The organism is Aquamicrobium soli, from assembly GCF_042646345.1.
Lineage (GTDB): Bacteria > Pseudomonadota > Alphaproteobacteria > Rhizobiales > Rhizobiaceae > Mesorhizobium > Mesorhizobium soli_A.
The window spans coordinates 297,398-312,779 of record NZ_JBHRTK010000001.1 but is presented as its reverse complement, the minus strand read 5'-3'; the positions used below and the strand labels follow the sequence as shown (position 1 = coordinate 312,779).

The 15,382-nt window shown below is 58.8% G+C and carries 14 protein-coding genes; 7 read left to right on the top strand and 7 right to left on the bottom strand.

Features of this window, described 5'->3' with window-relative positions; genetic code table 11:
• Window positions 1–67: 67 nt before the first annotated feature.
• Complete coding sequence (locus ACFOHJ_RS01605; RefSeq protein WP_378217793.1) at window positions 68–529, bottom strand: MarR family winged helix-turn-helix transcriptional regulator; 462 nt, start codon at window positions 527–529, stop codon at window positions 68–70.
• Window positions 530–594: 65 nt separating this feature from the next.
• Between ACFOHJ_RS01605 and ACFOHJ_RS01600 the strand changes: the two genes are divergently transcribed.
• Entirely contained in the window at window positions 595–1,071 is a 477-nt protein-coding gene (locus ACFOHJ_RS01600) for a cupin domain-containing protein (protein ID WP_378217791.1), read from the top strand.
• 437 nt (window positions 1,072–1,508) lie between these two features.
• On the opposite strand, the gene katE is transcribed toward ACFOHJ_RS01600, so the two are convergent.
• Together katE and ACFOHJ_RS01590 are read right to left on the bottom strand one after the other, a co-directional pair.
• Window positions 1,509–3,620 (bottom strand): catalase, encoded by a 2,112-nt coding sequence (gene katE / locus ACFOHJ_RS01595; RefSeq protein ID WP_378217789.1) that lies wholly within the window; start codon window positions 3,618–3,620, stop codon window positions 1,509–1,511.
• An 851-nt stretch (window positions 3,621–4,471) separates the two neighbouring features.
• On the bottom strand, window positions 4,472–4,675 hold the full coding sequence (locus tag ACFOHJ_RS01590) for a CsbD family protein (protein WP_378218066.1): 204 nt from the start codon (window positions 4,673–4,675) through the stop codon (window positions 4,472–4,474).
• Window positions 4,676–4,828: 153 nt separating this feature from the next.
• On the opposite strand from ACFOHJ_RS01590, the gene ACFOHJ_RS01585 reads away from it, so the two are divergent.
• From ACFOHJ_RS01585 to ACFOHJ_RS01560, 6 genes are all read left to right on the top strand, one after another.
• A complete protein-coding gene (locus ACFOHJ_RS01585) occupies window positions 4,829–5,269 on the top strand; it encodes a hypothetical protein (RefSeq protein WP_378217787.1) in 441 nt (146 codons plus the stop codon).
• A gap of 796 nt (window positions 5,270–6,065) precedes the next feature.
• Window positions 6,066–7,070, top strand: a complete 1,005-nt coding sequence (locus tag ACFOHJ_RS01580; protein ID WP_378218064.1) for an HWE histidine kinase domain-containing protein — start codon at window positions 6,066–6,068, stop codon at window positions 7,068–7,070.
• An 11-nt stretch (window positions 7,071–7,081) separates the two neighbouring features.
• Complete coding sequence (locus ACFOHJ_RS01575) at window positions 7,082–7,438, top strand: response regulator (protein WP_378217785.1); 357 nt, start codon at window positions 7,082–7,084, stop codon at window positions 7,436–7,438.
• Between the two features lie 583 nt (window positions 7,439–8,021).
• The gene (locus ACFOHJ_RS01570) at window positions 8,022–9,446 is read left to right on the top strand and encodes an endo-1,3-1,4-beta-glycanase EglC (RefSeq protein ID WP_378217783.1); all 1,425 of its coding nucleotides are present in this window, start codon (window positions 8,022–8,024) and stop codon (window positions 9,444–9,446) included.
• A 170-nt stretch (window positions 9,447–9,616) separates the two neighbouring features.
• On the top strand, window positions 9,617–11,347 hold the full coding sequence (locus tag ACFOHJ_RS01565; RefSeq protein WP_378217781.1) for a type I secretion system permease/ATPase: 1,731 nt from the start codon (window positions 9,617–9,619) through the stop codon (window positions 11,345–11,347).
• Window positions 11,348–11,350: 3 nt separating this feature from the next.
• Window positions 11,351–12,670 (top strand): HlyD family type I secretion periplasmic adaptor subunit, encoded by a 1,320-nt coding sequence (locus ACFOHJ_RS01560; protein WP_378217778.1) that lies wholly within the window; start codon window positions 11,351–11,353, stop codon window positions 12,668–12,670.
• A 396-nt stretch (window positions 12,671–13,066) separates the two neighbouring features.
• On the opposite strand, the gene ACFOHJ_RS01555 is transcribed toward ACFOHJ_RS01560, so the two are convergent.
• From ACFOHJ_RS01555 to ACFOHJ_RS01540, 4 genes are all read right to left on the bottom strand, one after another.
• Complete coding sequence (locus tag ACFOHJ_RS01555) at window positions 13,067–13,345, bottom strand: hypothetical protein (protein ID WP_378217776.1); 279 nt, start codon at window positions 13,343–13,345, stop codon at window positions 13,067–13,069.
• Between the two features lie 105 nt (window positions 13,346–13,450).
• The gene (locus ACFOHJ_RS01550) at window positions 13,451–13,657 is read right to left on the bottom strand and encodes a hypothetical protein (protein WP_378217773.1); all 207 of its coding nucleotides are present in this window, start codon (window positions 13,655–13,657) and stop codon (window positions 13,451–13,453) included.
• A 177-nt stretch (window positions 13,658–13,834) separates the two neighbouring features.
• Window positions 13,835–14,350, bottom strand: a complete 516-nt coding sequence (locus ACFOHJ_RS01545; protein ID WP_378217771.1) for a hypothetical protein — start codon at window positions 14,348–14,350, stop codon at window positions 13,835–13,837.
• Between the two features lie 345 nt (window positions 14,351–14,695).
• Window positions 14,696–15,178, bottom strand: a complete 483-nt coding sequence (locus ACFOHJ_RS01540) for a fasciclin domain-containing protein (protein ID WP_378218062.1) — start codon at window positions 15,176–15,178, stop codon at window positions 14,696–14,698.
• Window positions 15,179–15,382: the final 204 nt, after the last annotated feature.

Sequence of the window (15,382 nt, the reverse complement as noted above, 5' to 3'; positions counted from 1 at the left end):
GATAGGTCCGACTTTGCGCGCCGCCGTCTACCGGCCGGAAAACCAGGTGGCTCGCCAGGCGCTTCGGCTAGCGAACCAGCGGACTCTCCCAGACAACCATCAGCAGCGCCTTGAGCTGGACGAAGCGTTCGAATCCGAGTTCATTGCTCCACTCGCGCTCGATGTCGCGCAGTGTGTCGACGATCTTTGCGTACGCTGCGTGTCCACGCTGGGTAAAGCGGACAATGCGCGCACCGCCTTCACCTGGCGCGTCGGTTCGGACAATATAGCCGAAACCCTCAAGGCTCCCGAGTAACTGGTTCATGGCCTGCTTGCTCATGCCCGCCCGTTCGGCGAGCGTGGCCGGGCGAACCTCGTCTGGCCCGGGAAACTGCAGCACCGCGATATGCGGCATGCGCAGGTCGTCGAAGCCGGCGGCGTTGAGCTCCGTGATAATCCGGCGATGAATCGCCTGGGCGGGGACCCGCAAAAGAGCGCCGATCAGCATATCCTCTGCATCGACCGGAAAACTTTTCGAAGGCGGCATCATTGACATTCTCGGTAAATGGAATTTACTTATATCAGTAAACTTAGTTTACCCCAGGAGGCGATGCAATGTCACAGGCCGCTTTGGACCCTCACGTCAATCCCGCCGATGAAACCATTGCCACCAAGGGGCTCGCGGTTCGCTTTCTGCTGACCGGAGAAAGTTCGAATGGCAGCATCGCAGCTTTTGAACTTGATGTCCCAGGCGGGCAGCGGCTGCCTGCTCCGGCACACAGCCATGACCACTACGAAGAGACGATTTACGGAATTGACGGCGTGCTGACCTGGACGGTTGACGGAAAGGCGATCGATGTCGGACCCGGACAAGCCCTATGCATTCCACGAGGTGCCGTTCATCGGTTCGATAATAACGACAGCCGCGACGTGAAGGCGCTCTGCGTGATCACTCCGGCCGCAATCGGCCCGGAATATTTCCGCGAGACATTCGCGGTTCTCAACGCTGCCACCGGTTGTTCACCGGACCGGGCCAAGATAGCCGAGATCATGCGCCGCCATGGGCTCACGCCGGCGGTACCGCCGACATAACGCTTAGCGATGAATGCTGAGGGGTGCAAACTGCCGGCGGCCCTTGGGTGAGTGAAGGGCAGCTTTCCTGCGGTAACACCCGAAACCGGCCAGGTCGCTTCCTACCCCGATCGGGACGTACACGATTCCTTTGACGTTCCGCTTCGGAAGGATTCGTTCCGGCTGATCCGGGGCCCGGCGCCGACAGTCCGCTTCTGAGTAGCGCTGGGCTTTTAGCTGCCGTTCTGGACTTGCGTGATTGGGCGGTTTGCCCAGTCCGCTCCCGACCTCGTTTCAGACGCTTTTCGTTCAGCTGGCCATGCCGACCGTGACACAGTCACTGCCTTCGCCACAAGACAGGACCCGCAGGATCGGCTCTCCGGAAAGCGAGGTCGTCTCAGCTACCTTGGTTCGAACGATCTGCATCAGAAATTCCCGTCGTCGCCAGGTTGGCTCGGCTACAGTTTGACCGCCATCTCCCGGCTCCAGAGTCGAAGCTTGCGGCACGACTCTATGAACCTGGTGATCGCCTTTGGATCGTCTAGGTTGATCATGCCCTCGTCCGCGTCCGGATCGACGCCCGCTTTCCGCAACAGGGAAACGGCGGCGGGGGTGAAGGCGATGAACTTGCAATGGGCAAAGGCGTCGGCGACGAAGTCGCGCGCGGCGGCCTCATCCGTCAGGCGTTGAGCACCTTCCTCGGAAAGGACCAGCGCTACGGCGTCGAACAGCACCGAAGGACCGCCGTCTATCATATAGCGTCCCTCAATCCAGCTTCCGTCCGCGGCCTCGACGCCGCCGACCTTCGGCGCGACGACCTCCATTACCGCGCCTTCCTTCTCAATCGCGGCCCGAAGCCTCTTGAAGAGGGCGGCATCGGCTCGTGGACTGATCAGCACGCCTACCTTGCGGCCGGCGAAACTATCTGGCCCGTTCTCGATGATGCTGAGCGCGGGCGACGGTTCAAGATCGTCCCGAGGCGCGACAGCGGCATCTGCGGCCTTTGGCAGTTGCTTGAGGCCAAGCTTGTCGGCAACGGTCTCGGCCAGCCCCACATCGATGTTCAGGAGGTGCGAGACCATCCGCTCGCGGATCACCGGCGTCTCAACCTTGGAAAGCTCGAAGGTCAGCGCCATGGCGATATGACGCTGCTCGGGCGGGGTCTGGCTGTTGAAGAACTGCCGCGCTTGGCTGTAGTGGTCGGCAAAGCTTTCGGCGCGCAATCGCACCTTCGGGCCGTCTTCCGCTTCGGCGAACGATCGAAATCCGCGGTGCGGCGATTCACGTGGCCCTTCGCCGAAAGAATTCGGCTCATAATTTACGCGGCCAACCGGGTTCCGCATTGCCATGTGCCCGTCCTGCTGCAAGTGATGGAATGGGCATTTGGGCGCGTTGATGGGAATGTGCGTGAAGTTGGGACCGCCCAGCCGCTTCAATTGGGTGTCGAGATAGGAGAAGTTGCGGCCCTGCAGCAGCGGGTCGTTGGAAAAATCGACGCCGGGCGGAACATTCTGCGTCATGAACGCGACCTGCTCGGTCTCGGCAAAGAAGTTGTCTGGCATGCGGTCGAGAACGAGGCGCCCGACCGGGATCGGTTCCACGATTTCCTCCGGGATGATCTTGGTGGCGTCCAGCACGTCGAAGTCAAAGCTGTCGGCGAAGTCCTGGTCGAACAGTTGCACCCGCAGCTCCCACTCGGGAAAATTGCCCGCTTGAATAGCTTGCCACAAGTCGCGGCGATGAAAGTCCGGGTCAGCGCCGTTTATCTTCACGGCTTCGTTCCAGACGACCGACTGGAGCCCGAACTTGGGCTTCCAATGGAACTTGACAAAAGTCGACTCGTCCTTGGCGTTCACGAAGCGAAAGGTGTGAACTCCGAATCCTTCCATGAAGCGGAACGAACGCGGGATCGCCCGGTCTGACATGATCCACATGATCATGTGCATCGATTCAGGCGTCAGTGAAATAAAGTCCCAAAAATTGTCGTGCGCTGACTGCGCCTGCGGAAACGCCCGGTCGGGTTCTTCCTTCACGGCATGGACCATGTCCGGAAAGCGTATGGCGTCCTGGATGAAGAACACCGGCATGTTGTTGCCGACAATGTCCCAGTTGCCTTCTTGCGTATAGAGCTTGACAGCGAAGCCGCGCACGTCGCGCGCAAGATCGAACGAACCCTTCGAGCCGGCGACCGTCGAGAAACGCACGAAGGCCGGCGTCTTTTCGCCGGCGCGCTGGAAGATGTCGGCGCGGGTGTACTTTGCCAGCGATTCATACGTCTCGAAATAGCCGTGCGCGCCATAGCCGCGAGCATGCACGACGCGCTCGGGAATGCGTTCGTGGTCGAAGTGGAAGATCTTCTCGCGAAAATGAAAATCCTCTATCAATGTAGGCCCACGCTCGCCGACCTTAAGGGTGTTGTGGTCGTCCGAAACGGGAGCACCTTGCGCGGTCGTCAATACCGGTCCATCGCTTACCGCAATCTGGTGGAGTTCACCGCCCTCCCCGCGTTCGAGCTTCTGGTCATGGATCATCGCGGACTTGTCCTGCGAACGGCTCGAGGTCTTGGCCATAGCTTTTTCCTTGAAGAGAGGGCTCGCATGCGGGTGCGTGTCTTCCACAATGCGGTGGGAGCCACCCGGTTCCCGAACTCATGAACAGCGAAGCCGGACCATGAAGGCGGTGCTTCTTCCAGAGGAAGACGGCGACTTAGGACACACAGCCATGGCTTCATCCTGTGCGGAGTGTCCCGCGCGGCCGGCCGGCACGCAAGCGCGGATACGGCAATTCGAAACATCCGGAAGGATGGCAGTGGAACCCTGCCGGATGCGCCAATTATTTTGGTCGGTCTTGCTCCACAGGGAATGTCGTATCCCGCTCCTCTTACCGGAAAATGACGGGCGGGTCTGCACGGCTCACGCCGCTATTCGACCTGTCCGGTCGAACTGACGAACTGGCAGATAGGACGAATACCGAACCGCCGTGGCGGCAGCGGCAACTATGCCAAAGATCGCGAGCGGACCTCAGAAGCGGACGCCAGGGCGGACAGCATTGACGAGCGGTAGGCGTTTCGCATCACTTTTTTTGGCTGGCAAAGGTGTCGGGTCGCGCGGTAGATGACAGGGTTAAGTCGTGGTCGGACGCATGATGTCCACAAGTGGAAGGCGGCTGGGTTATCTGACTTCTATCTCAGCCGGAGCCACAGTGCAGCCGGACCAAGCAAAGAACGTCCTTGCGCGCTGGCGACTACTTTCGAGGTTGTCCGTCTGCTGGGTGTCGGAACCGGCTCGGTAGCCTGCCCATAGAACTCTCAACCGGCAGTCACACGATGGGCAATCGACGCCAGCGATGCAAGGAACCGTCAGCCAATCTACGCGGGAAAAGCCCGCTCCGTTCCACGGCGCGGGCTCGTCGATCGATAGTGCTACCAGCCTTGTCGCCCGTACCAGTCGTCCACATCGGAGCGAACTCGATCCTTTTCGATGCCGTAGCGCTCCTGAATTTTGCCCTCCAACTGGTCACGCTTGCCTGCGATCTGATCCAGATCGTCATCGGTAAGTTTCCCCCACTGCTCCTTGACCTTGCCTTTGAGCTGCTTCCAGTTTCCTTCAACGCGGTTCCAGTCCATGGTTTTCTCCATAAGGCGGGGATCGCCTCTTGATGGAAATGCAGCAACTGCATTTTTGTTCACCGAAAACTCCCACCGCCACCTTCACGGGAACTCCTGTCGCCCTTGAGGGTTGTGTGGGCTGGGCAGGCGTCGTTTTCGAGGAGATGCATCATGAAGGTTTCGCCCAAACTTCGTACAGTCGCGGCTGCGGCCCTCACCGTAGCGGCAATTAGCTTTGCCGGGTCCGCACAGGCTGACAGCGGTAAGATTCGCTTCTTCGTCTACAAAGCTGCCTTCTTTGTCGGTGGGTCTGGAGGCGAAGGCACCTTGACGTTCCACGGCCATCGCTACCCCATTTCTGTAAGCGGCATCTCTGGCGGTTTCGCCTTTGGCGCTTCTAAGACCTATTTCCAGGGTACCGTAAGCCATATTCGCCGAGCGCGAGATGTGGCCGGAGTCTACGGAGCGGTCGGGGGCGGCGGTGCGCTCGGAAAGGGAGCCCAGATGATAGTTATGACCAATGATAAGGGTGCCCAACTCGAACTGTCAGGTAAACAGGTCGGCCTGCAGGTCAACGCCGATCTCAGCGGTATCGCCATCAAGGTGAAGTAAAAGGTGCGATAACGAGAAAAGCCCGCCCCGGTGTTAACCGAGGCGGAGCTTGTGATCGTTCGAGGATCCAACCGAAGCTATTCAATCGGGCTCGCTGTTTCCCAAGTGCCCCTGAAATACTTTCCCTACCAGAATTCTAAATTTTGAACCTGAGGTTTGAAGCGGAGCCAAGAAGCCACCACGGTCGCCGTAAACCGCCCGTTGGCTCGTCCACGAAAACGATGGACACCTATGACGCTGTGAATTGGCGGTGATGTGCGAAGATGGAAAAGACGGATATTAATCAACCTTCGCCGTGGCGTACCGGTTCCCTGTCACCTTCCCCATGCCAAACACCTTGGCGTCGTCGGCATATATATCAGGCCAAGCCGCCCGGGGCACTTCGAGCAAACCAGCTTCGGTTCCAGATCGACCGCCATTGCCAGTGCATCCGACCGAGACGGTCACGAAGCTTTTCCAGATCGAGACCTGAATTGGACGGCGTGACAGTAGCGCGTCACGGTCATCTTGCCGTCGATCAGGGATGGATCGTCCATTTTGCCATGCGCTGTTATAGATCGGGCAGCGGCTGCTCATCAACCGGCGTCCAGCGCGCTCAACAGCGGCCTCAGAGCGGGCTCAAGGAATGGGGGATCGGGCCACGGCCAACAACGTCCTGGGCCGGAGAACTGGGCTTGCCGAAGGCATTGACGGTTCTAATTTTCTCTTCTCAGTCGATCTGGAATCCTCTTAGGTATGCTCTTCCGACATGATTGTCGGTTTGCATAGGGCGGGCCGGATCAGCGAGGGGCGCATGATGAATATGGAAGACCTGTACCGTCTTATGCGGAATGGCCACGTTCAGGCGCAGGGAATCGTTGATACGGTTGCCGACCCGTTGCTGGTTTTGGATGAGAGCCTTTGCGTCCAAAGCGCCAACCGTTCCTTTTTTCAAACATTTCAGGTCGATCGGGATGAGACAATCGGGCAGCGCCTCTACGAGTTGGGGAACGGTCAGTGGGACATCCCTGAACTGCGCGAACTGCTTCTGCAGGTGATCCCCAAAGCCACGGCCGTCATTGACCACGAGGTCGAGCACGATTTCCCTCGCCTTGGGCGCAGAACGATGCTCGTGACAGCTCGCAAGCTGCACCATCCGGACAATGGTGGCCACTCTCTGTTGCTGTCCATTGTGGACGCTACCGACCGGATTCGTCGTGATGCAGCGAAAGACATGCTGTACGGCGAACTCCGGCACCGGATGAAGAACTTGCTCGCCGTGATACAGTCAATGGCCCGTCACACCGTCACCAAGAGCCGCTCAGCAGAAGAATATCGCGACGATTTCCTCGGCCGCCTCAGTGCCTTGGTGGAGGCTCAAGAGCTGGCATTTGGCGGGGAGGAGGAAGCCAGTCTGGCTGAACTGCTCGAACGCATCCTGGCCCCTTACGCTGGCAACCCCGAGGTCATTTTGGTCGAGTCCGGCCAGACGGTCGAGCTTGGCCCTCGAGAGGTAATGTCCCTGAGCCTCGCTCTGCACGAACTGGCGACCAACGCCGCCAAATACGAAGCATTGTCGGTTTCTGGCGGTCGAGTGCATGTCAGTTGGAAACTGGAGGAAGAAGACAAGAAACTTCGGCTCAGATGGGCAGAAAGCGGCGGACCCCCGGTGGCTCCCCCGGCAACAGCGGGCTACGGCACCCGACTCATTCAATCGGTTACGACCTACAGCCTCGGCGGGCACTTGGAACAAGACTATGCGGCGGAGGGTTTAGCCGTGGAGATCGTCATTCCACTGGAAAGTGCCACTCACCCAAGCTGAAGGTCTACCATGTGCAAAAGAGCGTTTTGATCGTCGAGGACGAGTTTCTCATCGCGATGGATCTCCAGGCCATGCTGGAGGATCACGGCTGGCGCGTGCTAGGCCCGGCGGCGAACGTTCGGGACGCGCTTCGAGTGCTGGCGGACGAATTGCCCACTGTCGCGCTGCTCGATGTTAATCTGGGTAATGAATTAGTCACCGAGGTGGCAGTGAAACTGAAGGCGAACGATGTGCCATTCGCCGTAGCAACCGCCTATGTGAATGCCGAGCAATTCGGCGGCGCCGTTCTCGCTGGAGCTCCCAATGTCGGAAAACCGATCGCTGAGCGGCGTCTCCTAGCTACGTTGGAGCTGTTGACGCAGCACTGACAGACTGCACAAAAAGTTTCAGTATAATGGCGGTTAAGCTATTGTCGGGCGGCCTGTCCGCCCTTAGCTATCGAGCAAAAAGCGGATCAGCCAGATTTGCTTCACTTCGAGCGCGCGTTTGGCGCCGACCTGCCTGCCTGCCTTCTAGGCTGATGGACCTTTAGCGGCTGGGTCATACTGTCAGATACCCATGACATTTCTCCCTTCGCCCGACACGGCCAATAGAGAGATAGTGCGACGCCATTCGCGCTCGCGCCGATTTGGGCTCGAAGCTAAGGGAAACTTTTGCTCGGCAGCGGCTTATCTCAGATATTCAAGATGTGCCGAAAATGCCTGCTTCTGTACCCGAAGCTTGTAGTGGCGATGGCCCACCACAGCAGCCGCGCCGCGTGCAGTCAGTCTGCTTCCGGCGCAGGAAAGAGCGTAGCAGCCAGTTCCCAGGGGAGCCGAGGTGCACATAGTGTGCCGTAGCCGTCTTCCCCCAATGTAACGACGTGTTGTAGAACGTTAATGCAAGCAGATCGCGCGAACGTGGCGGGAATGCTAGCCTGGCTCGGGGGAAATCGCGAACCAGGAGCGAGTGATGGACACCATCGTGAACGCCAAGGGTGTTCCACTTTTCTACAGCGGCGCCTCCACGAGACACATTTCTGCAACTCATTCCGGTCCCGAGCTGTACGGCACTTCCGCCAACGACACCTTCTGGGGCGACGCCAGCGTCTACGTCACCATGCATGGTGGCGCGGGCGACGACATCTACCATTTGTACTCGTCCATCAACAAGGTAGCCGAGGAACCCGGAGAGGGTATCGATACAGTCGTCACCTGGATGAGCTACACGCTTCCCGACAACGTCGAAAACCTGACGGTGACGGATAATGGCCGATATGCGTTCGGGAATGCGCTTGACAATATCATCCAGGGTGGAGCCGGTCGTCAAACACTGGATGGCGGCATAGGCAACGATGTCCTGATTGGCGGCAGCGGTTCGGACATTTTTGTCATCTCCAAGGGCAATGGCAGTGACCTGATCGTCGACTTCGAAGCGGTCGACACGGTGCGCCTCAACGGTGACGGGTTGACGTCGTTCGAAGCCGTTCAGGCACATATGGTCCAGACGGGGTCAGACGTGCAGCTCGATCTTGGTTCCGACGAAATCCTCGTCTTTAAGGACACGACCATCGAAAATTTCGCGCCGGGCCAATTCGAGCTGCCGATAGACAAATCCGGAATGACGCCGTCCTTCGTCGACAATTTTGACACTCTAAGTCATTGGAACGGCGAAAGTGGTACTTGGGATTCCAACTTCTGGTGGGGTCAGCCGAACGGAAGCACCTTGAGCACGAACGGCGAGTTGCAGTGGTACATCGACACGAACTACGGCCCGACAAGCAAGGTCAATCCATTCAGTGTGGGAAACGGAATTCTCACGATCACCGCAGCCAGGGCACCGGCTGATATCGAGCCACTGATTAACAACTATGAATACACGTCGGGCCTGCTTACAACCCACGAATCTTTTTCACAAACCTACGGCTATTTCGAAATGCGTGCCGATCTACCCGAGGTCGATGGAACCTGGCCCGCCTTCTGGCTTCTTCCCGAAGACGGCTCATGGCCGCCGGAAATCGATGTCGTGGAGACGCGCGGCCAGGAACCGAACAGGCTCTTCATGACGGCGCACTCAAACGCAAGCGGAGAACGAACAACGGTTTCGTCGACGGTCAACGTTTTGGATACTGAGGGCTTCCACACTTATGGGGTACTTTGGACCGAGGACAAGCTCATCTGGTATTACGACAATGTCGAGGTCGCTCGTGCCGCTACGCCCGCTGACATGCACGATCCTATGTATATGTTGGTCAATCTTGCAGTCGGCGGCATCGCAGGAGCCCCTGATGACGGCCTGGCTGCGCCGGCGGAAATGCATATCGACTATATTCGCGCCTATTCGCTGGACGATGTGCACAACGGTGCGCTGGATACGACGTACGACTGGTCGGTCTGAACGTATCTGCCTGCAGGAACGTGTGATCACCACACGGCAAGGTATCTAGCGGGGTCGACTTCCAAATTTCTTTTTTTGTTTGGGTGTGAATTTCTTGAGCCGGCATTTCGAAATGAAGCCCCGAGCGAGAGAATGCGCAGATGATTGATCGGTCAAGCCTGCGGTTAGTAATGATGCGGGGTATCGTCGATATCGGTGTTTTCTCGTCGCTGATCAATGTCCTGCTGCTGGTGACCCCGATTTACCTGCTGCAGATTTATGACCGCGTCCTGCCATCCTCCAGCGTCGATACGCTGTTCTTCCTGTCGGCTATCTCGGTCGTCGCGCTCGGCTTTCTCGGCGTTTTGGATGCGATCCGCTCCATCTATGCGCAGGGTGTCGCGGCAGCGGTCGAGAGAAAGCTGGGCTCGAAGACGTTCGCTGCCTCGCTCGCCGACAACTATCGCGCGGGAAGCACCTCGCCGTTACGTGATCTTGCCTCGGTATGCGCCTTCATCAGATCCCGCGGCGCGGCGGTCCTGTTCGATCTGCCGTTTGCTCCGCTCTTTCTCGCCGTGCTTTATCTGATCCACCCGGTTCTGTTCTGGTTGACGCTGGCGGGTGCCGTGCTGTTGATCGCGCTGGTCACGGGAAACCAGCTTGCCGTCGGCAGGAACGATGCTCTGTCTGCGCAACGTTCAGCTGCCGCGAGCCTGTGCGAACAGGTCTTCAGCCGGAATGTGGAAACGCTCCATGCCATGGGCATGGTCCGAAACGCTACGGAGGCTTGGGGGCGCCATTTCTCAGAAGCGATGGGCTTCCATGACCGTTCATCAACCGCCAATGCGATTTTCAGCGGATCGTCCCGTGCCGCCCGCACGATGCTGCAACTCGCTATACTGGGCGCGGGAGCATGGCTCGTCCTCCGGGGCGAGATGACCGCCGGGCTGATCTTTGCATCCTCCCTCGTCTCCTCCCGTGCACTGCAACCGCTCGATCAACTGATCGGATCTTGGCGGCAGATCATGAACGCCAGGCAGTCATGGAAGCGGCTGGAAAACGCGCTCTCGGCGCGGCCGGCACTGGCACGGAAGCTGAAATTGCCGGCCCCTACAGGCGTCCTTTCGGCGAAGGACCTGATTTTCATTGCGCCATATGCCTCCGCCGGCTCCGAGCCCATTATCAAGAGGCTGAACTTCCACATCGGCGCCGGAGAAGCGGTGGCCATCGTCGGACCGAGCGGCGCCGGCAAATCGACGCTCATGAAGCTGCTTGTCGGCGCCCTGCAGCCGACCAGCGGCTCCGTCAAGATAGATGGCGCCGACCTCAGGACATGGGACGAAAATCAGATCGGCAGACATGTCGGCTACCTTGCACAGGAAGTCGAGCTTTTCCCCGGAACGATTGCCGAAAACATCGCCCGCTTCGAGCTGGATGCGGACGAAAGCGGGATCATCGAAGCCGCGAAGCGTGCTCGAGCGCACGAACTGATATTGGCGCAGCAAGACGGCTACCAGACCGGCCTGGGTCCCTTGGGCCGCGTGCTCTCCGGCGGTGAGCGCCAGAAAATAGGGCTTGCCCGCGCCTTTTATCGTAATCCCAGGCTTCTCGTTCTCGATGAGCCAAATGCTCATCTCGACGGCAAGGACGAGGCTGCCCTTGAGGACATGCTTTCAGCCGCACGGAAGGAGGGGTGCACCGTCGTTGTGATCACCCATCGGCCCTCCATAGCCGCCACGTGCGATCGCGTGATGCTTTTGCGTGCTGGGCTTATCGAAGCCTTTGGTCCAGCCAACGAAGTACTGGGGCAGCCGGCCACGAGTGGAGACTCACGACCTCCCAAGTTTCAGAACCCAGCGACGACCGGATCTTTCAGCATGGCTATCAGCAACACCTCTCGCAAAATCAGGCAGGGATCGTAGCAGATGACGGATCAAGGCCTTCGCTGGGAGGCTAACCGAGGTATTGACGTCAGGCCCGCGGCATTCGCCGGATACGGCGCGCTGGCGATACTGGTCGGCTGCTTTGGATATTGGGCTGTCACCGCGCCCCTGTCCGGAGCGGTGGTAAGCCAGGGCACGATTTCCGCGATGGGCGGGAACATTCTCATCCAGCATCCTGAGGGCGGGATCGTCCAGGAACTGCGGGTTCGGGAGGGTGACCGGGTGAAGCCCGGCGAGGAGCTGGTTGTTCTCGATCGGACCGCCGCGCAAGCAGAACTCAACCGGCTGACGAAGCGTTCGATGGCACTCAAGGCAAACGTCGCACGGCTTGCGGCTGAACGGGACGGGTTGGATAGGCTCGGGCCGATCACTATGAGCCCAGGCGAACCCTTCGAGAAAGATCTCGAAAATCTAGTTCGTGAACAGAAAAAGGAGTTCGAGGTCAAGCTAGGTCGCTTCCGCTCGGAACAGTCGATCTTACGTCAACGCGTTGCTACGTACAGGGAATCGGCTGCGGGGCTGCGGGCTCAGAAGCAAGCCATTCACCGGCAGGCCGAAGTGGTGAAAGGAGAGCTCCGGATCAAAGCAGGCTTACTCGACAAGGGCCTGACCAATCGTAGCGAATATTCCGAACTCCTGCGCAGCGAAGCCGATCTTGTTGGCCGCGCAGGGATGGTAGAGGCACAAATGGCAGTGACGAACAGCCAGACCGTGGAAGCCCAGGAGCAGATCGAGCGCCTGACTACGCGACGCGTGGAGGAGGCAATAACGAAGCTGAACGAAGACAGCGCCTCCCTGACCGACATAAACGAGCAGATCGTCGCGGCCGAGGCCGTGCTGCGAAGAACAACGATAAAGGCGCCGGCAGCGGGCATCGTGGTATCTTCCACATACAACTCCAGGGGGAGCGTCATAGCGTCTGGGGAAAAGATCATGGAGATACTGCCGACCGGCTCAGGTCTTCTGGTCGATGCGCGGCTGCGGCCACAGGACATCGACATGGTGCGCGCCGGGCAACCGGCGAAATTACGGCTGTCTGCCCTCAACACACGCCTTACTCCTGAGGTTTCGGCTACCGTTACCCAGGTTTCTGCAGACCGGCTCATCGATAAGGTTACCCACGATCCATATTTTCGTGCGAAGCTGAAGATCATCGACGATCTCCCTCCTAGCGTGAAACCGGAGCAGCTCTATCCGGGAATGCCGACCGAGGTGTTCATCAACACCGGTGATCGTACTTTCTTCGAATACCTCGTACGGCCGATCCTTGATTCTTTTGCTCGGGCCTTCGCAGAGCCGTAAAACAAAGAGTAAAGGCTGCCACAACAACCATCAGAGTATGATGTGAAAGCCGCCGCGGCGTTGCCATCTTCAGACAGTCCGTTTTGCGGCTGAGACGAGCAAAAATCTGAGCATCGGGCACCACCCTTCAAAGTCTGGGTGGCGTCTATCGCAGCAGGATGGATTCCATTGATCTCTCGCAAATCCGGGAGTCCGCCGCAGGGCCACAAGTGGAAACAGGCGGTGACAGCCGCGGCGAGATTTCACGCTGGCCGTCCCGGAACGTGAAGGCTTATTTAATTGCGGAGCATCGTCGCTGTCACGAGCGGTTTGACATGCGTCAAGGCGCAGAAGCCTGTTCGAGAGGACGGTCGCCGGGTGAACGGATACCGCGATGATCTATAACACGATTATGGTTCAGCTCGACATAGATGCCATAGCTACGCCACGCTTGGTCTCGCTTGCGGCCTTGCTCGGCGCTTCAAGGCTCATCTGATCGCATTTTGCGTGGCCGATCCTTATCGGTCCGTTCCTGGTGACGTCAACGGTAGCACCTTTAACGAACTGGAGCAGCAGTGCATCGAGATCGAAGAGCGCCTGGACGTACTGAAATCGGAATTCCAAAACCTCGTCGATAGCAGTCGCGGTTCGTGGCTCGGCATGATCGGCGAGCCGACGAAGTTGCTTGCCTATCATGCGCGTGCGGCCGATCTACTGGTCGCCAGCGCTAACAACGGCATCGCGAGCGGTCATCGCACGGTTTCCCCGGGTGAATTGATCCTGTCGGCCGGCCGGCCCGTCCTATTCCCGAGTGAGCGCCATGAACCCATGACGGCCGATAATATCCTCGTAAGCTGGAAAGACACGCGCGAGGTGAGGCGTCCCGTGGTAGATGCCATACCGTTTCTCGTCGCCGCGCAAGAGGTTCTCGTCGCGCCGATCGAAGGCAACCAGAAGGACCTCGCCCGAGAGGGCGGGGCAGATGTCGTCCGCTTCCTGAAGAGGCATGGAGTGAAGGCCCGATCGAAGGTCATCGACGTAAGCGATCGGGATGCGCCGCAGGCGCTCTTGAAGGAAGCGAAGAAAATCGGGGCCGATTTAATGATTTCCGGCGGGTACGGGCACAGCCGTCTGCGGGAGAAATCTAGCCGCGCTTCGCCGCGCGAACCTAGGTTATGCCGATCGTCACAGTCCTCGGCTGTCGTATGCCCAATGAAGGAGCGCTTGGCGCTGCCGTCTGCGGCAGCCAAGATCACCCGGCTCGCAATTCCGGCGCACTTGTTGGACGTGACGACCCATCGCACGCCAGCGGCAAATCTGTCGCACATCTTCTCCCGGCAACCTCCGGCCCATGTAGTAGCGGCAGTACCATTGAAACCAGCCGCGAGGATCCTCGGGATGGATCCAGCCCTTCGCTCGCCAGACTGCCAGCGGTTGGCTGGCCTTGACGCCGAAATAGTTCAGCGATTGATCGGAGGCGTTGGGTGATAGCTTCGCTTCCGCAAACCAGTCGGACGGGAATTCGCTGCGGCAGTCGGTCAGGTATTTGCCGCCGAAAACACCCAGGCGAAGCATCTCCATGGGAGTAAGCTCGGGCTCGAAGCCAGGGTCGAAATTGCGTCCCTCCGGCTCGCTCAAGACATAGCGGTAACTCCGCTGCATCATGTCGTTGACCAATACCGTCCGCTTGCTGGGTAACATGTTGCGCGGACTCCCCAGGGTCGGCCTCGCCTCTCTGGACGCGAGACGGGGCCATGCCACTATCGAGAGGCGCTGCCACGCTGCGGCATCGACTCGCCGCTGCTGAATGCGCCGGCTAGCCGCATCGCCTGCCACACCGCCGAAAGGCCGACAGCGATGTAGATGACCCGCGCAAGCAGGGACCCGCCCTGAACATGGATGCAACCAGGTCGAAGTTTAACGAACCGACCAGACCCAGTTCAAACCGCCGACAATGAGGAGGATGAGGGTCAGGATATTGAGAGGTGTCATCGAACGCTCCTTGAGTGAATGAGAGGGTGTCTCTGTTGCCGTCTGGATACCGCCCTAGTTGGCGGGCGGCATCAGCACGGTGTCGATGACGTGGATGACGCCGTTGGAAGCCGCGATATCCGTGGCGGTGACCTTGGCATCGTTCAGCATCATGTTGCCGCCGTCGACCTTGATCGCCACCGGCGCGCCGTTGACGGTTTTGGCCTCCGTGAGTTTCGTCACGTCGGCGACCCTCATCTTGCCTGGCACGACGTGGTAGGTGAGAACCGCCTTAAGCTGCACCTCGTTTTCCGGCTTGAGCAAGGTCTCGACCGTGCCGGCCGGCAGCTTGGCGAAGGCCGCGTCCGTCGGCGCGAACACTGTGAACGGTCCCACACCTCTCAGCGTGTCAACCAGGCCCGCGGCATCGAGGGCTGCGGAAAGGGTCTTGAACTGACCAGCGGCGGTGGCGGTATCGATGACATCCTGGTCGGCGGCATAGGCACTGGTTCCCACCACAAAACCAACTGCCGTTGCGGCGACTGCCGCGAGCTTCACAAGTGTCGAACTCATTGAAGTTCTCCTAAGCTGATGACGGCCCTGTCCGGCTGGTGTTGCGTTCGCAGCCTTATTTACGCCGCGACAAAGTTGCATATAGAGATAATTAGTTTGAATGTCATACAAATTTTCGTGACATGAATAACGATTATCGTATTAGGAAAAACGGCAGATGGTAATTTTCGCTTGGGTAAAACAAGGGAG